A 21,592-nucleotide genomic window follows, 5' to 3' on the forward strand; every position below is an offset into this window, starting at 1 on the left:
AAAAGAGATACAAGAATCTAAAATATTTCTAAGTGTTTTTTCGTAAAAAGCCACATCATGTGCACCTTTACATCCTGGAGGAAGATCCATCATAGTTACCACTACTTCGTGATCAAGTCCATGTTTTTTGATCATCTCTGCAGAAAATGCAAGATTATTCACGTCATTTAATGCATCAAAGTTACGTACTGTTGTTGTTCCATGTTTTTTAATCATTTTTGCAAAAAGATCTATCATCTCACGACTACCAGTATCAAGCATTACTGTGTTGATACCACGTGAAAGTACTTGAAGGTTGGCATCTGGTCCAACGATCTCTCTAAAACCATCCATCATCTCAAATGCATTTTCCTGTAAATAAAAGAAAAGTGATTGAAATCTTGCTCCACCACCAAATTCGAAGTGATTAATACCTGCTTTCTTCGCTGCTTCTACTGCAGGAAAAAAGTCATCCATAAGTACACGACCACCAAAGACAGACTGAAATCCATCTCTAAAAGTTGTGTCCATTACATCAATATATTTTTTAGCCATTTACGATACCTTGTTTATGATTGTTTACGAAATTCTGAGACAGCTGCGACAATAGCTGCAACATGATGTGCTTCCTGTGTAGCATTTGTTGAAGCAGCAGGAGCTACGTCAGGTGCTTTCTCAGGGAAGTATTTATTGATAATTTTAGCTTGAAGCTTCATTACCTGAACGAGTATGACCAGGAAGACGAATACTACCAACATTCCTAAAACCATAAATTTTAAGCCTTCGCTTACTAAATTTATTTCCATGTGACTACCTCACTTTATAAGTTTACAAATTTTAAAATAACTTTGCTTGTTATTAGGTAAAAAAGGAGAATTATCTTCTCTTTTTTCTACGATTGTTGTTCCTTGTAGCTTTTTGCTCCTCTACATACCCTTGCATCATCTCATCCACAGTATTTTGATCAAAGCCAATTTGAGATCCTACATTATCCTGTTCTTGGTCAATCATATGGGAAATAAGCTTTTCTAAAAGTATCTCTTTATCCATATCTCCCATATATATCAACATTGCTGCTGCGTCATTATGAACGTGAATATCCCTAATTTTCTCAGCCAAATATTCACGACCTGAATCATCTAGTCCTGAATCACCTTGGATAGTAGCTAAACGCATCTCAGCGCCTACTTCTTTCTGAATACGCTGAAGCTCTTTAAACTCTTCTGTTGTCACCAAAGTGATAGCCTGACCGCTTTTACCCGCACGCCCAGTACGACCGATACGGTGAACATAACTCTGTGGATCAAAAGGAATATGGTAGTTAAAGACATGTGTCACATCTTTAACATCGAGGCCACGTGCAGCCACATCTGTGGCTACCATGATCTTAGTCTCCCCCCTTCTATAGGCTTTGATGACCACTTCTCTGTCCATCTGCTCAAGGTCACCATGTAAACCACTGGCATTGAATCCTAATGCCTGTAAATGTTCAGTCAGTCTATCTACTTCTCTTTTCATACGACAGAAAATGATACACTTATTCGTCTCTTCTGTTTCAAGAAGCTTTACAATAGCATCATCTCTCTGATTTTCATGGATCATATAATAACGCTGATCTATGATGTTATTGGTTGTCTCTTCGTCACCTACTACTGAGATAAATTCCGGTTGATAAAGAATATTACTTGCCAACTCTTTGATAGGCTCAGGCATTGTTGCTGAAAAGAGTAATGTTTGTCTGTTCTGAGGAATATATTCAAAGATCTCTTTGATCTCTTCGAGGAAGCCCATATCAAGCATTTCATCTGCTTCATCCAGTACCACTATCTCCGGGTTAAATACATCGATCTTACCTTTTTTATAAAGATCTTTCAGTCTCCCCGGTGTTGCGACAACGATCTGCACACCCTTATGAATGAGTGCGATCTGACGTCCATACCCTACACCACCATACACAGTTAACGTTCTGATACCTGCAAAACGTCCTAAATGGTACAGCTCATCTGCTACTTGTGTTGCCAACTCTCTTGTAGGAGTGATGACCAACGCTCTTTCTATCTCACCTTTGGCAAGTTTATCCATCATAGGAAGACCAAATGCTGCTGTCTTACCTGTACCCGTATGGGCTTGACCTACCATATCGCTACCATTTGCGATGATAGGAATTGCCATCTCTTGGATGGGACTCGGCTCTTTAAAGCCTGCTATTTTCACACCTTTTGCTAGATCAGCATGAAAATTAAATTCACTAAATTTCATTAATATACCTTTAAAATACGGGGTTATCCCCATTCATGTCCAAAAACTTTTTTGAACTTAACAGAAACTCTCGTAAGAGGTTCTATAAATCCATATCAGTGATATTATATCATCAGTAAGATCACTCCAAAAATAATTCTATAAATACCAAACGCTACAAATGTAAAACGTTGAATAAATGCAAGAAAAAGTTTGATCGTTATATAAGCAACGCTAAATGCCGTAATGAAACCTGCAATAAATGCACCCCAGTTTGCATCTGCAAAATCCTGATAATGTTTCAGGAGATCATACCCGGTCACAGCAGCCATCACCGGTATAGCAAGTAAAAATGAAAACTCCATAGATGTTTTTCTATCTAAGCCTACAAGCAAACCACCGATGATCGTTGCACCTGCTCTACTGGTACCCGGGATCAGAGAAAACACCTGCGCTATTCCTACCCAGAGAGCCTGTTTATAATTTACTTTTTCTACATGCGTGACATGTGCCTTTTTTTCTTCATAAAAATACTCAACGATTAGAAAAATAAACCCACCAATAATGAACATCCATGCGACAACTTCAACTGTAAAAAGTGTTTTGATCTGATCTTTAAAGATATATCCGACGATTGCCAGAGGGAGAAAAGCCACGAAAAGTTTTTGCCATAAGTCTATTTGTTTGAAAGTAATTTTTTCTTTGTAAATAACCATCACTGCAAGAATAGCTGCAAATTGGATGATGACCTCATAGGCTTTAGTCAATGCATCCTGAGAAACACCCAGAAATTCGGAAGCGACGATCATATGCCCAGTAGATGAAATAGGTAAAAATTCTGTGAAACCTTCGATAATACCGATGATTATCGCCTGAAAAATATCCAATGTGTACCTTTATTAAACCATACTAGAAAAATAACTCTCATCTTTTGCCAACAGTGCTTTGGGTGTACCACTGTCAACAACCTTACCATCTTCCAACACATAAATAAATTCTGCACTTTTTATGGTGCTCAGTCTATGTGCGATAGTGATCACCGTCTTTTGGGACAAAAAGTCATGTAGTGCATCAAACAGTCTCACTTCGGTATGTACATCCAATGCAGAAGTTGATTCATCAAAGATCACCACTCTAGGATCAGATAAGATCATCCTTGCTATAGCTACTCTTTGTCGTTGTCCACCACTGAGCTTGATACCGTCTTTTCCGACAAGGGTGTCAAGTCCCAGATCTAAACGTTGTATGACATCTGTAAGCTGAGCGATTTCAAGTGCTTTATGCACTGAATCCTCACTATACTCTTTGCCTAACGTTAGATTGAACAACATTGTATCATTAAAAAGTTTAGGATGTTGCAAGATAAGATGAATATGTTCTCTTATGGTGGAAAGTTTCAGTGCCTTGTTAGATACACCACCATACAGGATCTCTCCTTCATCCAAAGGATAAAAACCTACCAGTATATTCGATAACGTTGTCTTTCCAGAGCCGCTTGCACCTACGATAGCTACCTTTGTACCTTTTTCTATATGCATATTAATATTAGTTAATATATCTTTGCCCTTCTGATAGGCGAATGAAAGATCTTTCACTTCTATGTTCACAGCATGATGTCCATCGAAAGGATTTCTCAACTCTAGTATCTGTGGTTCCTGTTCCATTGCATAGATACTGTTGATACGCGTACAGGCGGCTTTTGCCGTAGAGAGTGCATACTGAAAATTAATGATATCCTGTGTAGGTGTCACCATCACCCACAGGTAAGAAAAAATTGCAAGCATCAATCCTACAGAAAGATCTGAGTATGCTACGGCTAAGATACTTACTGCTCTAAAGACTTCATATCCGCTCAGAAATACCAAATAGGAATACTTCATCGCAGCTTCGCTTTTATAGCCATATGCAATAGCATGATCTTTCAATTCATTTGCTTTGACTTCACTCTTGTTGAAGAAATACTCTTCTTTATTGGCGGCACGGATCTGATGAAAGAGTTCCAAGGTCTCGGTAAGTGCAGACTGAAAGACTTCCACCGCCTTATTTTCATCTTTTTTCAGCTTCCCGATGTTACGTGCAAGTTTAGCCGTAAAAAATACAACAATAGGGTTGGTCACCAAAATAAATACGGCAAGCTGCCAATGTATCCAAAAGAGTACCACAGCTGAAAAAAGCAACACAAAAGAAGCGATGATAAGTTTAGAGATAGTACTGCTTACAAATCCGTCTATGGTTTCCACGTCTGTGACAAGTTTAGATGTCACTGCTCCTACACGCATCATCTCATACTCTTTCAGCGAAACATGCTTCAAATGTTTAAGTAATGACTGTCTCATTTCATATGTTATATTTTTTGATATGATTGTAAATATTTTACTCTGAATTATGCTTAAAAGTGCGCTAAAAACGCGAAGAAAGATAATAAGAGCTAAAACAAAGAACACATACCCTTTTGTGTCAGAAGTGAAAATATTTTCAGATATCCATGCGATAAACCCATGTTCTTGACCCAGTAAAAGTTCATCTACCAGTATAGGGATAAAAAGAGGGATAAGTACAATAAGCAGTGTAGAAAGAAATGCGAGTACATTTCCCAAAATGACAGCTTTTTTATAACTGAACAGTTGTCGTACAATGCCTTTTATACTACAACTGTTATTTTGCATTACAGCGCGTCTACTATCTGAAGTATCTGAGTGAGATCTTTTTCATCTACACAATGAGTAGCTGCCTTTTTAAGTACAGGTTTTGCACAAAAAGCAACGCGTGTATCTGCATGTGCAAACATACTGAGGTCATTGGCTCCGTCACCTACTACAAGGGTATCTTCTCTACTTACACCTAGAAGGCTTTGCATACGTGTGATCATATCGCCTTTAGCGTCAGAGTACATCATCTCTCCTCCGACCTGTCCGGTAAGTATACCTCTTTCAGTATGTAGGAAGTTAGAGAAGTCTGCATCAATACCTAGTTTCTCACAAGCAGGCTTTGTAGCATTTCTAAACCCACCGGAAAAGCAAATGACCGTATAACCACGCTCTTTAAGACCAGCCACCACTTCAAACGCACCAGGCATCATAGGAAGTTCTGAACAGATACCATTTACCCTTTCTTCTTCCAAACCTTCTATAAGCGCTACTCTGGCTACAAGAGACTTGAAAAAGTCTAACTCCCCTGCCATTGCTCTTTCAGTAATCGAAGCAACGGCTTCTTCAAGTCCCAGTGGTTCAGCCAAAAAGTCGATGGTCTCACCATCCATCAGTGTTGAATCAAAGTCAAATACGGCTAGTTTAGTCATCATAATTCCTAATTAATATTTGTTAATATGTTGTGCATTGGATATTCTGTAATAACCCTCTATGCATTATTTAGATAGAATTATAACTAATTAAACTATAAAGAGTATATTCATGTTTGAAAAATTTTGTGACGTCCTTTGCCTTGAAAAAAGATTTATTACTGTTGAGATAAATCCTCCCCATGGAGCATCCATAGATGGTATCATAGCTGATATTAAGAAACATAACTTACAAGACAAAGTCACAGGCTTCTCTTGTACAGATAACCCTTTAGCAAAACTCAAAATGTCAGGAGTACTCTCTGCCATCAAAGTACAACAGACATTTAACAAACCCGTCATCGCTACGATGAGTATGAGAGACAAAAACAAACTCTCATTACAATCTACCCTACTTGGAGCAAATGACTTTGACTTGCGTTGTATCTTGGCACTTACAGGTGACCCCGCAAAATACTCAGATCAACCAGATGTTAAAGGTGTACTCGAACGTGACTCTACCCTGCTTTTAAGCATCATCCACCACTTAAACAAAGGTGTAGACTATAGCAACAAAGTACTTAAACCGGCACCAAAACCAATCTACCCTTTTGCAGTAAGCAATGCTACTGCAAAAGACATGAACAGCCTTAAAAAACGTATGATCAAAAAACTTGACTATGGTGCACGTGCCATCATGACACAGCCTGTCTATGATCTTGAAAATGCCAAAGAGCTCTTAGCTCTCTTTGAAGAAGCCAAGGAGACGAGCATAAGAGACACAGCCAAAGAAGCTCATTTGATCTTAGGTCAGTTCCCTATCGTACGTGCCAGGACAGCCAACTTCATCGATGACAAAGTACCAGGTATCTCTGTACCAAAACCGATCATAGATGAAATGAACCTGGCAGCCATGGATGGAGAGGACAAAGAACAAGAAGTAGGCTATGCATTGTCTAAACGTATCTTTGATGAGATGATGGATGTGCACGGTAAGGTGCATTTGATGACGCATAATCGTTTTGATCTGTGTTCAGAATTGATAGGATGATCATCCTATCTTAATCCCTCGTTCCCAAAACGAGGATCTACCTCTTTAAACTTCTACCCCATCAAATATCAATGGATAAAGTAACCCATAAAGTGTAAAAAACAACAATGGCACTGCCCAGATAAGACCTATCCCCAGTGTCAATACTCCAAGTAGCATCAGAATACTAAGAAGGAAAAACAGTCCAAAGACTTTGAACCAATGTTTGGTCACAACTTTTCTTGAAAGCTCCATCGCATCCCACACATCCATTCCTTTATCTGCTATTAGCGGCATAGTAAAGACATAAGCAATACTCAGATAGATACCAGGAAGAATAAGAAGTATAAACCCGATCACTGTCATAATGTAAATAAGGATTCCTGCCAATGCCAACTTACCCATAAGATGATAATAATTAAAGATAGATTTGAACTCTATACTCTCTCCACGTGAGTATCCAATGGCAAGCATCATAATACCAACGATGATCGGCATCACTACAGGATAACTTAAAATGGTAACAATCTGTTGATTCACAAGATTTGGCTCTGCAGGAGGTGGTGGTGAAGGAAAGAAAATACCCAATATGATCTGCAAAATGATCACAACGACCATATAGACCACAAATGAAGCCAAAAAAATTCCCTTTACCCCTTCTATATGATGCCAGCCCGCTTTGACGATCTCTATGATGTCAAAATCATATTCAGGTATGTTGTCTCTATTTTCATTCTCATTCTGCATTTTTGTCCTTTTTTCAATAGATTAAAAATTATAACCTAAATAAATTTATTATTAAACTTCTTCTGATATACTCTCAAAAATTAAATTAGGAGAAAATATGTCTGAATTACAAAAATTTCGTTTGATCAATAAAATAGAAGGTATCTCATTTATCATCCTACTCTTCATTGCTATGCCAATGAAATACAGCTTTGGCTATCCTATGGCAACTAAAGTAGTAGGTATGTTGCACGGTCTACTCGTGTTTGCTTTCATCTACCAGATCATTGAAGCGAAGAAAGAAGCTGGCTTTACCTTAAAAGAGTCTGCACTCTACACTATCTTGTCATTGATACCTTTTGGTTCTTTCTATACAGATAAACTGCTTGCTAAAAAGATGACTATAGCGTAACGCGTCCCTTTAGCCACTGCTACGATAAGTGAGAACCACTTAAAATTGTATCGTAACACTCCTGCTACAAAAGTTAATGGGTCTCCTATAATGGGTACCCATGACAGCAGTAGTGTCCATCCTCCATATGTATCAAAAAACCCTCTAGCTTTTTCCATCTTTTGAGCAGAAAGATGCCCTTTTTCTTCAAGATAGGTTTCACCTTTTAAGCCCAGCCAATAGTTCACCATAGAACCCAGTGTATTTCCTACTGTTGCAAAAATCCATAACAATATCAATGAATAATTTTGAGAAATATCATAAAGAAGTAAAGCTTCACTTCCCATAGGTAACAATGTAGCAGAGAGAAAGGCAACTGTAAAGAGTGTAAAGTAAACCATTAAAGCGTCTTAAATCGCATTTCTCCCTCTTCCATGACACCTACCATGCCTTGGCATGCCAATGAGGGTAGAGAAATGTATTTACCTACTGTTTTACACTGATGAAAATGACCTTCAATCACTAGTTCTGCCTCAGTATAGTTTTCCAATATCTTTTCTACCCTTTTTTCAAAACCATGAAAAGTAAAGCAGATATGTTTTTGTGACAATTTTTTCATACGATGATCAATGATAGCCTTTTCAAAAGGTTTAAGCAGTGTCAGTGTCGTTTTATTACGTAAAACTTTACAGTAGAGATCATAGCCAAATCCTGTGACATACTTATCTCCATGTGAGATGGCCACTTTTTTTTCATTTAGTTTAAACAAGATGGGCTGTTGTTCTCTGGTATATACTTGTATATCCGGAAAAAGTTCAGTCAAACAAAAATCATGGTTCCCTTCAAAGTAATGAATTTCTAATTTTCGTGAAAGTGTTTGTAGGAGTAATATGGCTTCTGATGAAAAAGTTTTGATGTACTCGTTGTATCCAAAGAGCAGATCAAAATTATCTCCCATCAAAAAGAGTTGTGGCGTTTGTATCTCTCCACTCTCAAGCTTTTTCAGTAAGTCTAAAAAAGCATCTCCATGATGAGGGTAATGTGAGTCAGCTATGAAAAGTGCTTGCTCTTTTATAGTTATCATATTATTTACTATGATTCACTATTACGGCATGTAGGCAATAGTTGGGATACCCATACCTTCATCATATCCACACATCAAGTTTGCAGCTACAAGTGCTTGTGAACTTGCTCCACGCAAAAGATTGTCTATAGCAGAGCTAACAAAAAGTGCATTGCCGTTTTTAGCTGCAAAGATGTCACAGAAATGTGTACCTGCTGTACTTTTTATATCTACAGGTGTTTCACGTATACGAATGAACGGGTCATTTGCATAGTGTTTTTTCAACACTTCAAGTGGATCGATATCTTCTTTTAAAGTCGCATACACAGAGACCAACTCACCACGTGTCTCTGGAATGTGATGAGGCACAAAATTGACGTTCATTTTAGCACCGTGAACCTTTTCTATCTTCTCTGCTATCTCCGGTCCATGACGGTGCTTGAGTGGATTATAGGCAAATATGTTGTCATTGACCGTCACAAAATGTGTCGTTTCACTTAACTTCTTCCCTGCCCCACTCACACCAGACTTTGCATCTACAAAAAGAGGTGCATCTGTATCAATGTACGGTATGAACGGTAAGATACCAAGTAGTGTTGCCGTAGGATAACACCCTGGACCAGCAGCAAGTTTAGCACCTTTCAACTCTTCTCTATAATACTCAATAAGTGCATAGGTAGCATCATCTAAATGTGCTTTGTCTTCATGCGCACAATAATGTTCTTCATAAGTATCAAGATCTAAACGATAATCCGCAGAGAGGTCCACTACTTTTACATCTTTGTCTAAAAGCTCTTTTGCAAAGCCCATGGACGCTTTATGAGGGAGTGCAAGAAAAACGAGTTCACAACGTTCAGCCACAGAAGCAGCATCTGCTTTTTCTACAGGAAGGCTAATGACATCTACCAATGAAGGATGCAATTGCTCTATCATCGTGTCACCTTGTGTAGTGGCAAGATAGGTCAATTGAAATCCACCATGGGATACTAACATTTTAACCAGTTCAAGCCCCGTATATCCACTGGCTCCTACAACACCTACTTTTACCATCTCCAACCCTTTTAATCTAGTATGATCTCTTTGTAAGAGATTTCTTCAATGTCATATGTTCTTTTACCGCTAGGTAGTGTAAGCGATACTTCATCACCCTCTTCTTTACCTATAAGTACTCGTGCCATAGGTGACTGGATAGAGATCAAGCCTTTTGTAGGATTTGATTCTGTACCACCGACAATAGTATAACTTATCTCTTCATCAGTATTTTGATCTGTAAGCTGTATAGTTGAACCAAAACTCACTCTGGTATGTGCTAAAGTTGAAGGATCTACAACCTGTGCACGTCCTACGATATCAGTAAGTTCTGCAATACGTGCTTCCATAAGACCTTGTTTCTCTTTTGCTGCATGATACTCAGCATTTTCTTTCAGGTCACCCTGTGCTCTTGCTTCATCAATGATGGCAGCGATGACACCCCGTTCAGTCGTTTTAAGTTGTTCTAGTTCTTCTGAAAGTTTGGTATAGGTTACTCTTAACATCGGCTCTTTTTGCACGATAATTCCTTTTAAAATAATGAATTAATATCTAATTGTATGTATTATACCAAAAAGGTTATAATAGCGGTAAAATAATAGACTGTATTTACAACTTAAAATGAAGTCTACATATAAAGCATAAAACATGAAGCAAATATTAATCACCAATGACGACGGTTTCGAGTCTGAAGGACTTGAAGCACTTGTAGAAGCACTCAAACCTTTAGGTCATGTTTCTGTAGTCGCTCCAACGACAGAAAAATCAGCCTGTGGACACTCACTGACACTCACAAGACCTCTCAATTTTGTAGAAGTCAAAGAAGATTTTTACAAACTGGATGATGGTACCCCTACAGATTGTATTTTTCTTTCTCTCAACAAGCTTTTCACTAAAGAAAACAGACCGGACATTGTTATCTCCGGTATCAATATCGGATCAAACATGGGCGAGGATATCACCTACTCCGGAACTGCATCTGCTGCTATGGAAGCTGTACTACAAGGTATTCCTGCCATTGCTATCTCACAAGTCTATAAAAACCATGGTGAGAGCATCAAAGAGTTAGGTTATGGTTTAGCACAAGAGAGTATCGTAACACTTGTAGAAAAAATATTTGCCAATGATTTTCCCCTGCCTTCACGTAAATTTTTAAATATCAATATTCCACCTCTTCCAAGCTCAGAGTGTAAAGGGTTCAAAGTCACACGTGCAGGAAATCGTCTCTATGGACACCATGCTGAAGTACACCATAATCCACGAGGTAAAGAGTACTATTGGATAGGATTACCTTCTTTAGGGTGGATGGAGACACAAGGTCATGTTACGGACTTTGAAGCTATTAATGACGGCTATGTTTCTATCACACCTGTACACTTGGATATGACAAGCTATGATGATATCAGATCTTTGGATGAGTGGCTATGAGATTTACAAGATGCCGTATGCTCTTTGGAGATGAAGACTTTGAAAAATTGAAAAAAGCCAAGATACTCATACTGGGCATTGGCGGTGTAGGCTCTTATGCTCTGGACTGTCTTTACCGTTCAGGTGTCAATGACATTACCATCTTGGACTATGATGTGTACGATGAGACCAACCAAAACCGACAAATAGGTTCAGAAGCTGTAGGGATGGTAAAAGTAGATCGTCTTCAAGAACTTTATCCTGGTGTTAAAACCATACATCAGCAAATGACTGTAACATGGGTAAAAGAGTTTGATTTTGAGCCTTATGATATCATCATAGATGCTGCAGACACAACCAAAGTCAAGATAGAAGTAGCTAAAAAATGTTACAAAAAACTCATTATGGCATTGGGTTCAGCCAAACGTTATGATACCAACAAAATAGAAGTAGCCTCCATCTGGAAGACCCATGGTGATGCACTCGCACGTAAAATACGTAATGAACTCAAAAAAGAAAAGTTTGACAGAAACTTTACTGTCGTATTTTCACCAGAAGAAGATAAGTGTAAAGAAAAAGGTTCTTGTGTGGCTGTGACAGGAGCTGTAGGTCTAACTGTTTGTTCTGAAGCGATAAAAAGGATCATTAAATAGTTTTCTAATAACTCTTATCTAGTATTAAAGACTCGAATATATTTAGACTTATTAACAGAAAACAAGTCTTCAGATTGATTGGGGACAGCTTATAAAACATACCCTAATGGAAGGTTTTATAAGGTTTTTAGTGGAAGGCTGTATATTTATGCTCTACAAACGTCGCTACAGCGAGAAACGTTATAAAATATGTTAGATTATAAGGTTTTCATTATTATATATTGTACGCTATGTTTTCTATAGTCTCAAGTTTTTAAGTCGTAGAGAGTTTGCTATGACAGAAACGGATGAAAAACTCATTGCCGCTGCGGCAATAACTGGAGACAAGAGTATTCCAAAGACTGGATACAGAACACCCGCTGCAATAGGTACACCAATAGAATTATAGATAAATGCAAAAAACAGATTTTGGCGAATATTTTTCATCGTTCCTTTACTGAGTTTTATGGCTCTGACGATACCTATCAGATCTCCCTTAACCAAAGTTACGCCTGCACTTTCCATAGCTACATCTGTTCCTGTACCCATTGCAATACCCACATGTGCCTTGGCTAAAGCGGGTGCATCATTTACACCATCACCTGCCATAGCCACTACTTTACCCTCTGCTTGTAATTCTGATACTATTTTAGACTTCTCTTCTGGAGAAACATCCGCTTGAACTCTGTCAATATTGAGTTTATTTGCTACTGCTTGCGCTGTTGTTTTATTGTCACCAGTAAGCATTACTACTTTGATACCTTGTGCATGTAGTTGCTCCATAGCTTCAGGCGTTGTTTCCTTAATAGGATCCATCACGCCCACTACACCAGCAGCTTTTCCATCTAATGCTATGAGCATTACAGTTTGTCCCTCTTTTCGGTACTTTTCAGAGAGCGTTGGTAAATTGCCCGTTTTTATACCTAAGCCTTCAAGTAGTTTATAATTTCCTATGGCTACCCTTATCCCATCTACAGCACCCGTTACACCTTGCCCTGTGACAGAGTTAAAATCTTCTGTTTTACTTAAATGCAATCCACGCTCTTTTGCACCTTCTACTATGGCTTCTGCCAAAGGGTGTTCACTGGACTGTTCAATCGTTGCGACTGCGGAAAGTAGGATATCTTTATCTACTCCATCTTCTACTTCCACTGTTACAAGTTTAGGCTTTCCTTCGGTAAGGGTACCTGTTTTGTCGACCACAAGCGTATCAACTTTTTCTAAAATTTCCAATGCCTCTGCATTTTTTATAAGTACCCCCACAGAAGCACCTTTACCTGTACCCACCATGATAGAAACGGGCGTTGCAAGCCCCAAAGCACAAGGACAAGCGATGATGAGTACTGCTACAGCACTCACAATTGCATACGCCAATCGTGGCTCTGGTCCTAAAATATACCAGCTAAAAAATGCCAACAGTGCGATGAAAACAACAATAGGCACAAAATAGCCTGAAACCACATCTGCCAATTTTTGAATAGGTGCACGAGAACGCTGTGCATGGGCTACCATATCTACAATTTGGGAGAGTAATGTATCTGCACCAACCTTCTCCGCTTTCACAAGTAGTGATCCCGTTGCATTGACAGTAGCGCCTATCACTTTGTCACCTTCTTTTTTTACAACAGCTATAGATTCTCCTGTGACCATAGACTCATCGATATTACTTTCACCTTCTGTCACCACACCATCAATGGGTATCTTGTCCCCTGGACGAATACGTAGCACATCACCTACTTGTACATGTTCTAAAGGTATATCTTCTTCACTTCCATCTTCTCTAACGATACGAGCGGTATTAGGGGCTAAACCTAAAAGCATTTGTATGGCTGTATTGGTTTGTGAGCGTGCACGAAGTTCAAGAACCTGTCCCAGCAGTACTAATGTCACGATGACTGTGGCAGCTTCAAAGTAGACATCTACTAGCCCGCTATCCATTTTCATTGCTGGTGGAAATATCTGAGGTAAAAACAAGGCCACCATACTGTAAAGCCATGCGGTACCCACACCTAGTGCTATCAGCGTAAACATATTGAGGTTCCAACTGCGCACAGAGTTCACTCCACGAACAAAAAATGGCCAACCACCCCAGAGTACCACTGGTGTAGCCAAAGCAAACATGATCCACTGCACAAAAGACATAGAGAGCCACAAAGGTAACAATGAAGGCATTAGGTCTGCTGTCATTGCTAAGATAAATACAGGCAAAGCCAGTACTGCACTTACTTTAAAGCGGCGGTTCATATCATTAAGTTCTTCATTTTCCACATCACCTTGCACTATCATAGGTTCAAGTGCCATTCCACATATAAGACATGTGCCTGGTCCTTTTTGTTGGATTTCTGGATGCATAGGACAGGTATAAAGTGTATCTGTGTTTTCACTTGTTTTATCTTGCTGATTTTCACTACTCCATTTTTTTACTTTAATATATTCTTGAGGATCTTCATTAAATTTATGCTGACAACTTTGTGAACAAAAGTAATATATGGTTGATGAATGTACTGTATGGAATTTAGAATCTGTTGAAGTACCCATGCCGCAAACAACATCTTTTACTACAGTAGCCACCATATCTCCTTTCTGTGTCTAATATCCTTGATAATAATATTAAAGTGTGTAAATAGCGTGCAAGATATATATAGGTACAGTCTATTTTTTGCATCCTCTACGGCTTTAGTTCTTGAGATAAAGGGCAAAATCTATTGATCTATTATTATGTCATACAAGATTAACTATGCACATTAATTACACGCAATTATTCTATACTGCAACTAAGAAGATCTTAGAAAGGATAAAAATGAATTATATAGGTCATGGTTGGGGTATAGGATTTGGTATGTGGTTAATATTGATATTGTTTGGGGCTCTTATCTTCTATTTTTTGAAAGAGACTAATAAGAGTGGAGACAAACACGCATCCGCACAGGATATACTTGATATGCGTTATGCGAAAGGTGAAATAGATACACAAGAGTATGAAGAGAAATCCAATGCACTCAAAAAATAATCCAAAACCTTATAAAATATATAATTTTATAAGGTTTTGGTCAAAGAAAATATCGAGTCGCTATCGTATTACCTTTGGGATATAGAGTAAATGGGCAATCAAAACAATTGTGATCAAGTTTTGAAAGTGTTATCGAGTTTATTAAATAAACCTATCTTATGGCATTGAAAATTGATAGTTTGGATCAAGCATATTTTTGTTGAAATAGCTTGCTTTTTCAAACTCTATAATATTGGTTCCAATATTGGGAACCAATGGAAACATCGAAGCCAAATCCCTAACTATCGTTCTGGATAAATGTAACTTTTGCTCAATAGTTCGACCTTCCATGATATTGGCAAATACATGAATAAAATCTTCCTTTTTATCTCCCGTAGAATAATGCTTAAAAAAATTAACTCTTACTTTGACATCATTCTTATGAAATAAATCACTTGAAACAGCAGAACTATGGACTTGTTCAATTATCTCTTCTTTAGAATGTGATGCTAAAGTACCTTCTGAACAATCTAGTATAAAATGTGGCATTTCACCCCTTTTGTAAATTTAATTCTTAAAAAAATTATTATAATGCTCTTCTAATCTTCTTTTTGTGTTTTCTATTTTATTTTTAAAATGTTCATTATTGATAAGTTCGTCTACATATAATTTTGCAAGTTTATTTCTCAATTTTTGATGTTTTGGAAAATACTCTTGGATGAGGAAATAAGCATAATGTGCTAAATCGCTATTGCCCATAAATTGATGATTATTCTCACCTCTTTTAACAACAGCACAGGTAAGACCATTTCGTATTGCATCAACGATGCTATTGTTTGTTTTTTCTTTTGCAAAGACTATAGTAAACCTTTCAAGTGCATCATGATCAATGTCATGTGCATCTGTGTTACCCATAGGAGCTAAATACTTATGTTTATTTTTTATCTCCAGATAGGTCAAAGATGCCAGATTGTTAACTTCTTCTTTTTTATTAATATCTACAATCACTTCAATTCCATCAAGATGTGAGTTCTCAAGCATCTCTTTATAAAGTGGCTGATGTAAATGGTATTTTAAATCATGGTAAATCCAGTTTGGATGACATAATATTGAGATGCCATCGGCTTCTTTTATTTTATCGATTGCCCAAATATTTCTAGCGTAATGCAATGGATCAATATTTTTCCCAACTAAATCTTTTTTGATATTTTCTGCTATCTCTTCTAATTCCTTTTCATAAACAACGGTATCTCGTCTCTGGTTTTCAATAGATTTATTTGCATTGATACTTAACATATGACCATTGCCTTTTGGCTTTGAAAGATCACCTTTCCCAACACTAACCTCTTCTCCTGGCAAAACTAAAATATCAATATTTGCTTCTTTAACTTTTTTTATTGCTTTTAGTGAGCCTTCATAGTAGTCGTGATCAGTTATACTCATGAAGTCCATACCCAACTCTAAAGAATTCAAACACATCGCTAGAGGAGTTCTCTTACCATCTGAATAGATAGTATGCATATGTAAATCGCCCTTTAATGGTTTTAGATTAATCATATTTTTAGCTAGACAATATAGATTAAGCGTTTTTGATTCTTTATAAGTGAAATTGACGTTTACAACAAATTCACCAATATATAACATGGTATATGTAAAAAGAATATTATTGTTTTCTATTTTATATTCAACGGTATCTCTATGAAAATAGTCATTTTTTGAAAAGAGTTCAATTGATTGAATGTTAGTAGTGTCTTTTAAATTTAAAACATAATTGATTGTTTTGTCTTGTTCTATAACATTTGGGCTTATTCTCATTTGAATTCCTTTAGTATCTATCCATGATAGCATACAAAAGAGAAATTATCATTTGGTAACACTATAATCAAACTTTAAATGTGTTATAAAGGTTAACAGAACCTCAGTAGACATATTGATACAAAAAAGCGTGGTAAAGTTCCTGGAACTGACTAAACTTATACAAAAGCAGCACATACTACGACTAAATTTAAAATGGCTAAACACTTAAAGTAACAGTAACATATGATTTACCCTTTTTTACTATAATAAACAAAAAGGAACCCAAGGTATGTCCAACATGTCTAATGATCATAACATACTACGTAGTATACATATCTTTTTTTGGATAATTATAGGAATGGGTATCATCCTTTTTTTTATTCCACGCTTTGAAAACTATTTGGTAAAAATGACAGCCAAACCTCAGGATATCACAGCAAGAGGAGATTTGTCTGATTTAGAAAAAACCAATATAGAGATCTTTCGTCAAGCTAGTCCTTCAGTGGTCTATATCACTACCCTTTCAGATATGGTCAACTTATGGACGAGGGACATCACGCGCATACCCAGAGGTACAGGTTCGGGATTTATCTGGGATAGACATGGACATATTATCACCAACTATCACGTCTTGCAAGGTGCTTCGGTAATACGTATACGCTTGAGTGACCAACGTACCTTTAATGCTGTTTTAGTCGGGGCAAGTCCAAATCATGATATTGCTGTACTGCGTATGCCAATCGTATCCAATATGCCTTCTGCATTGCCTATCGGAACAAGCCATGACCTTCAGGTCGGACAGATGATGTATGCCATTGGAAATCCTTTCGGATTGGACCAAACACTCACTACAGGTATCGTCTCTGCACTGAACCGAAGTCTCTACAATGACAACGGCTCACAGATCAAAGGACTTATCCAAACTGATGCAGCGATTAACCCTGGTAATTCAGGTGGTCCCTTACTAGACAGTGCTGGACGTCTGGTAGGGATCAATACTGCAATCTACAGCCCTTCTGGGGCTTATGCTGGTATAGGACTTGCTGTACCGGTAGATACGGTCAACCGTATCGTACCACAGCTTATCGCACATGGAAAATATGAAAGACCAAAGCTAGGGATCACCATCGATAATGAACTCAATAAGCTTATCACTGACCAATACGGTATAAAAGGTGTAGCGGTCATCGAAGTACAACAAGGCTCATCCGCTGAGGCTGCAGGGCTTAAAGGAGTAGAAAGGATGGACAAAGCTCATCTTCTAACCGGTGATATTATCCTAGGTATTGATGGACATGAAATAGAAGATATCAATACACTACTTAGCACCTTGGAAAAGTATCAAATCGGTGACAGGATCAAACTAAGATATTTACGTGAAAAGAAAGAAAACACGATATCACTTATTTTAAAATAAGTCTTTGCGATAAAAAATAGTATACTTTTCTATGGCTATACATCAAGAGACGATCACACTATCACCAAAGTCCAAAGGTTTTCATCTCATTACCCCAGAAATAGAAAAAGCTCTGCTTTCAATGCCATCCATTGAGAGAGGACTTTTACACCTTTTTATCAAGCACACTAGCGCTTCACTTAGCATCAATGAAAATGCCGATCCAAGTGTGCGTGAGGATATGGAAAACTTTTTTACCGATATCGCTGATGAAAAGCCCTACTATATCCACACCTACGAAGGATCGGACGATATGCCAGCACACATCAAATCTTCAATGCTTGGAAATTCACTATCCATTCCAATTACAAACGGTAGGATGAATCTTGGTACTTGGCAGGGGATAGAGAATACGGCGGAAACCGCCGTATTGTAGTTACATTATATGGTTAAATACTTACTTTAACTTTCTATTCCTAGCGGCTAAAACTGTCAATACAAATAATACTGCCACTGCATAGTAAACCCACATAGGGATAGGTACTGGATCACCTGCGGCATATGAATGTAACCCTGAGAGATAATAGTTTACCCCAAAGTATGTCATGAGTACTGTAGAGTATGCCCAAGTTGATGCTACATTATAAGTGAAGTTTGACTTCATTGACGGTAAGAATCTTAGGTGAAGTACCGTTGCATAGATAAGTATCGTCACTGCAGCCCAGGTTTCTTTTGCATCCCAACCCCAGTAACGTCCCCAACTTTCATTTGCCCAGACACCACCAAGGAAGTTTCCTATCGTCAACAAGAAAAGACCTATGATCAGTCCCATTTCTGAAAGGTTTGTCAATTCTTTAATAGAACGGTCGATATTCTCATTACCATTTTTCCCTCTCATAATATACAATATAAGTACCAAGAGTGATAAGATGGATCCTAGTCCCAAGAAACCATCACCAGAAATGATCGTTGCCACGTGTATCATCAGCCAGTATGACTTGAGTACCGGTACAAGGTTGGTTATCTCCGGATTGATAAAGTTCATATGTGCAACAGCCATTGTCACACCTGCTAAAATTGCTGTACCGGCTAAAGCAAATGGGGAACGTCTTGCCAACACGATCCCTGCAAATACCGTAGAAGCTGCTATAAATACAATAGACTCATAAGCATTTGACCATGGAGCATGTCCTGCGATATACCAACGAATTCCCAGTCCAACAATATGCATAGCAAATCCGATAATGAGAACAGTCAATGCCACACGCATGATCCACTTCATTGAAAATGCAGGTTTAATGACATTGATAAATGCAAAGATAAGAAGTATTACCCCGAGTAAAAGATAAAGTGGAACAAGCTTACCAAATAGTCCAAATTTATTGTATTTGATCTCCATATCTATGTGATTTTCACTTGGGATCACTGCTGAACCATATTCTTCCTGGTATTTTCGAATACCTCTCAATGCGATATCAGCATTTGCCCAATTACCAGTTTTAAGTCCCTCTCCTACCATTTGGAAATAAACTGAAATACTCATTCTCACAAGATCAGCCTGCTCTTTAGGAAACTCTTTGAGTGCATCCATTGGTGCCATCCATTTGTTATTGACATCATTGGGTTTAGGATAGACACGTAAAAGAGAGCCCTGATACGCCATAAAAGCAACATTGACCCTTTCATCTATTTTGAGAAGTTCTTTATCGTATTGTGTCTTCTCAAGTGGCTTCTTTTGACTGGCTTCTGTCACCGCTGCAAAGATCTTGTAACTGTTATCTGTCTGAGCAAAGAAGTCTGTAAACTTTGCATATTTTGTATTTTCAGGAAGGCCTATTGTTACAGCGATCTTTTTATGCCCTACTTTTATCATCGGTACATTTTGATACAGTTCAGGTTGCATGATCATACCAAGTAACATTTGCGTAGGTTCAAGTTTATATAGTATTGATCTTCCTGTGATCTTAGCAACAACTTCATGTGCAACCGTATCCATAGGTTTCATACGTCCCTGATGATCCTGTACAGCAATTTTTCCAAAGTTTCGTGCATGTTCTGCATCATAAGACTGCATTGCTTTTAGCACTGGTTCATCTACAGTCGGTGCTGCTGCATTCAGATTTTGTGGGCTAAGTGCCAAAAGTGCTACGAAAGCTACTGCAGCCGTAGATGCCTGCAGTTTTTTTGCTCCCTTAAGCAGCTTTTGGAATCTTCCAGTAGGTGCAAACAGAGACCAGATCATCCCGAGAGTGAGTAAAATATATCCGATGTACGTAGGCCATGTTCCAGGATCATGGTTGACTGAGAGTACGGTTCCTTTTTCATCCTGATCATAAGAGGACTGGAAGAAACGATAGTTTCTATGGTCAAGTATATGGTTCATATAGATCTTATATGGCATATTGATATTTTGTTCTTTATCTATAAGTACTACATCACTTGAGTAAGATGCAGGTGTCATAGAACCCGGGTAGCGTTCTAACTCAAAGTTGTCTAATTTAATAGAGAATGGCAGTTTTATCACCTTGGCCCCTACACTCATATCTACATGTACACCATTAAAGTCCAAATGTTTTGTTTTACCTGTTCTACCTTGGTACGGTCTAGTAGTAATGATCTTACTTTTATCCCCTACACTCACTTTCCATTGCATATATTCAGCCTGACCTCTTTGAACCTTTATGTCGTGAGAGTCTAACTTTACGATTGCTTTTTCATGTACATCTTTTAGAACGATCGCATTCGCTCCAAAACGGTATAACATTCTGTTTTTAAATTCATTTTCTCCTGCATTTAATTCTGCAGAGCTTCTATCATTCATATTAAGTGTTTGAAGTGCAAAAGGGAAGTGTACATTATAACCAGTACCTTCGTCTTTTATGAGGAAAGTTGGCTTATTAGTTGTAGGTTCTGTATCATACCCCACATAAAAACCGCCAAAGTCTTTTCTTTCTCCTTTAGCTAAGTAATATATTTCACCTTTTTGGCCTGTTGATATTTTCAATTCTAAGAGCTTTTTTCCATCTGGAGAGGCTATCGCTTGTTCGTGTGCAGTTGGTAAATACTTAAGTAATTCTACCTTGACTTCTTTGTCTCCTACAGAAAGGGTCTTTATTAAACTGTTACTCGTCATCGTAGAGAAATAGAGTTCTTTCTCGAACACTGTACTTTTGTCACCTTGGGTCGCATTGATCTGTAAAACTTTTACATCTGATACCATTGTATGGCTTGAATCACCTTCACGTATATGCATCACACCTTCATACCCTATATAGCGTGTGATAAGTGCACCTAAAGCGATGACAATAAATGAGAAATGGAAGAGGAAAACAGCTGGTTTTGTTTTCCAGGATTTGTACTTGATAATGTTATAGACAAGAATAGCCACAAAATAGCCCAAAAAGACTTCAAACCATTGTGCTTTGTAGATCAGTGCCTGAGCTGTTTGCGTACCATAATCATTTTCTATAAATGTTGCAATACCTACCAATACACCAAAAGCAAACAACATAAACACAGCCATTTTCATGGAAAAAACATACTTCATCTCTTATATCCCCTTGTACCATTTAAGTAAAAAGATTATATCTGATGTTTGCTAACCGAATGTTAATTGGCATACACTAATTCTTATTATT

The 21,592-nt window shown here is 37.9% G+C and carries 21 protein-coding genes and 1 pseudogene; 7 read left to right on the forward strand and 15 right to left on the reverse strand.

What is annotated here, in order from left to right; all coding sequences use genetic code 11:
• The 6 genes and pseudogenes from ABYK33_RS01835 to serB form a co-directional block, all read right to left on the reverse strand.
• Positions 1-534: pseudogene (locus ABYK33_RS01835) on the reverse strand (biotin attachment protein); the annotation flags it as partial.
• Between the two features lie 14 nt (positions 535-548).
• A complete protein-coding gene (locus ABYK33_RS01840; protein WP_373031201.1) occupies positions 549-785 on the reverse strand; it encodes an OadG family transporter subunit in 237 nt (78 codons plus the stop codon).
• Between the two features lie 70 nt (positions 786-855).
• A complete protein-coding gene (locus ABYK33_RS01845; RefSeq protein WP_373031202.1) occupies positions 856-2,238 on the reverse strand; it encodes a DEAD/DEAH box helicase in 1,383 nt (460 codons plus the stop codon).
• Positions 2,239-2,342: 104 nt separating this feature from the next.
• Entirely contained in the window at positions 2,343-3,104 is a 762-nt protein-coding gene (locus ABYK33_RS01850; RefSeq protein WP_373031203.1) for an undecaprenyl-diphosphate phosphatase, read from the reverse strand.
• Positions 3,105-3,116: 12 nt separating this feature from the next.
• Positions 3,117-4,883, reverse strand: coding sequence for an ABC transporter ATP-binding protein (locus ABYK33_RS01855; protein ID WP_373031204.1), 1,767 nt, complete (start codon positions 4,881-4,883; stop codon positions 3,117-3,119).
• Positions 4,883-5,515 (reverse strand): phosphoserine phosphatase SerB, encoded by a 633-nt coding sequence (gene serB, locus ABYK33_RS01860; RefSeq protein ID WP_373031205.1) that lies wholly within the window; start codon positions 5,513-5,515, stop codon positions 4,883-4,885. Before serB ends, ABYK33_RS01855 begins: the two co-directional genes overlap by 1 nt.
• Positions 5,516-5,627: 112 nt before the next feature.
• Between serB and ABYK33_RS01865 the strand changes: the two genes are divergently transcribed.
• On the forward strand, positions 5,628-6,545 hold the full coding sequence (locus tag ABYK33_RS01865; protein ID WP_373031206.1) for a methylenetetrahydrofolate reductase: 918 nt from the start codon (positions 5,628-5,630) through the stop codon (positions 6,543-6,545).
• A gap of 45 nt (positions 6,546-6,590) precedes the next feature.
• On the opposite strand, the gene ABYK33_RS01870 is transcribed toward ABYK33_RS01865, so the two are convergent.
• Positions 6,591-7,271: a hypothetical protein gene (locus ABYK33_RS01870; RefSeq protein ID WP_373031207.1), complete on the reverse strand. Its 681-nt coding sequence runs from the start codon at positions 7,269-7,271 to the stop codon at positions 6,591-6,593.
• 97 nt (positions 7,272-7,368) lie between these two features.
• Between ABYK33_RS01870 and ABYK33_RS01875 the strand changes: the two genes are divergently transcribed.
• On the forward strand, positions 7,369-7,662 hold the full coding sequence (locus ABYK33_RS01875; protein WP_373031208.1) for a DUF3817 domain-containing protein: 294 nt from the start codon (positions 7,369-7,371) through the stop codon (positions 7,660-7,662).
• Here the strand turns inward: ABYK33_RS01875 and ABYK33_RS01880 are convergent.
• The 4 genes from ABYK33_RS01880 to greA are packed head-to-tail and all read right to left on the reverse strand — an operon-like array spanning position 7,620 to position 10,254.
• Positions 7,620-8,042 (reverse strand): YqaA family protein, encoded by a 423-nt coding sequence (locus tag ABYK33_RS01880; RefSeq protein ID WP_373031209.1) that lies wholly within the window; start codon positions 8,040-8,042, stop codon positions 7,620-7,622. The genes ABYK33_RS01875 and ABYK33_RS01880 overlap by 43 nt on opposite strands.
• The gene (locus ABYK33_RS01885; protein WP_373031210.1) at positions 8,042-8,725 is read right to left on the reverse strand and encodes a UDP-2,3-diacylglucosamine diphosphatase; all 684 of its coding nucleotides are present in this window, start codon (positions 8,723-8,725) and stop codon (positions 8,042-8,044) included. The genes ABYK33_RS01880 and ABYK33_RS01885 overlap by 1 nt, the downstream gene beginning before the upstream one ends.
• A 21-nt stretch (positions 8,726-8,746) precedes the next feature.
• A complete protein-coding gene (gene argC / locus ABYK33_RS01890) occupies positions 8,747-9,754 on the reverse strand; it encodes an N-acetyl-gamma-glutamyl-phosphate reductase (protein ID WP_373031211.1) in 1,008 nt (335 codons plus the stop codon).
• 11 nt (positions 9,755-9,765) lie between these two features.
• Positions 9,766-10,254 carry a transcription elongation factor GreA gene (greA, locus tag ABYK33_RS01895; protein ID WP_373031212.1) on the reverse strand — a complete coding sequence of 163 codons (489 nt, stop codon included), beginning with the start codon at positions 10,252-10,254 and terminating at the stop codon, positions 9,766-9,768.
• 127 nt (positions 10,255-10,381) lie between these two features.
• Here greA and surE point away from each other — a divergent pair, with 127 nt between their 5' ends.
• Entirely contained in the window at positions 10,382-11,161 is a 780-nt protein-coding gene (surE, locus tag ABYK33_RS01900) for a 5'/3'-nucleotidase SurE (protein ID WP_373031213.1), read from the forward strand.
• Entirely contained in the window at positions 11,158-11,793 is a 636-nt protein-coding gene (locus ABYK33_RS01905) for a ThiF family adenylyltransferase (RefSeq protein ID WP_373031214.1), read from the forward strand. The genes surE and ABYK33_RS01905 overlap by 4 nt, the downstream gene beginning before the upstream one ends.
• A gap of 237 nt (positions 11,794-12,030) precedes the next feature.
• Here the strand turns inward: ABYK33_RS01905 and ABYK33_RS01910 are convergent, their stop codons facing one another.
• On the reverse strand, positions 12,031-14,343 hold the full coding sequence (locus tag ABYK33_RS01910; protein ID WP_373031215.1) for a heavy metal translocating P-type ATPase: 2,313 nt from the start codon (positions 14,341-14,343) through the stop codon (positions 12,031-12,033).
• A 229-nt stretch (positions 14,344-14,572) separates the two neighbouring features.
• On the opposite strand from ABYK33_RS01910, the gene ABYK33_RS01915 reads away from it, so the two are divergent.
• Positions 14,573-14,782 (forward strand): SHOCT domain-containing protein, encoded by a 210-nt coding sequence (locus tag ABYK33_RS01915; protein ID WP_373031216.1) that lies wholly within the window; start codon positions 14,573-14,575, stop codon positions 14,780-14,782.
• 156 nt (positions 14,783-14,938) lie between these two features.
• Here ABYK33_RS01915 and ABYK33_RS01920 read toward each other — a convergent pair whose 3' ends face one another.
• Together ABYK33_RS01920 and ABYK33_RS01925 are read right to left on the reverse strand one after the other, a co-directional pair.
• Complete coding sequence (locus ABYK33_RS01920; RefSeq protein ID WP_373031217.1) at positions 14,939-15,310, reverse strand: 5-carboxymethyl-2-hydroxymuconate Delta-isomerase; 372 nt, start codon at positions 15,308-15,310, stop codon at positions 14,939-14,941.
• Positions 15,311-15,328: 18 nt separating this feature from the next.
• Entirely contained in the window at positions 15,329-16,576 is a 1,248-nt protein-coding gene (locus tag ABYK33_RS01925; protein WP_373031218.1) for a PHP domain-containing protein, read from the reverse strand.
• A 271-nt stretch (positions 16,577-16,847) separates the two neighbouring features.
• Here ABYK33_RS01925 and ABYK33_RS01930 point away from each other — a divergent pair, with 271 nt between their 5' ends.
• Complete coding sequence (locus ABYK33_RS01930) at positions 16,848-17,975, forward strand: S1C family serine protease (protein ID WP_373031219.1); 1,128 nt, start codon at positions 16,848-16,850, stop codon at positions 17,973-17,975.
• 31 nt (positions 17,976-18,006) lie between these two features.
• The gene (locus ABYK33_RS01935) at positions 18,007-18,390 is read left to right on the forward strand and encodes a secondary thiamine-phosphate synthase enzyme YjbQ (protein ID WP_373031220.1); all 384 of its coding nucleotides are present in this window, start codon (positions 18,007-18,009) and stop codon (positions 18,388-18,390) included.
• A 21-nt stretch (positions 18,391-18,411) separates the two neighbouring features.
• Here the strand turns inward: ABYK33_RS01935 and ccsA are convergent, their stop codons facing one another.
• On the reverse strand, positions 18,412-21,501 hold the full coding sequence (gene ccsA / locus ABYK33_RS01940; RefSeq protein ID WP_373031221.1) for a cytochrome c biogenesis protein CcsA: 3,090 nt from the start codon (positions 21,499-21,501) through the stop codon (positions 18,412-18,414).
• Positions 21,502-21,592 lie beyond the last annotated feature (91 nt).

Origin of the sequence: Sulfurovum sp., assembly GCF_041562805.1 — a bacterium.
In the GTDB taxonomy this organism is placed as follows: Bacteria; Campylobacterota; Campylobacteria; order Campylobacterales; family Sulfurovaceae; genus Sulfurovum.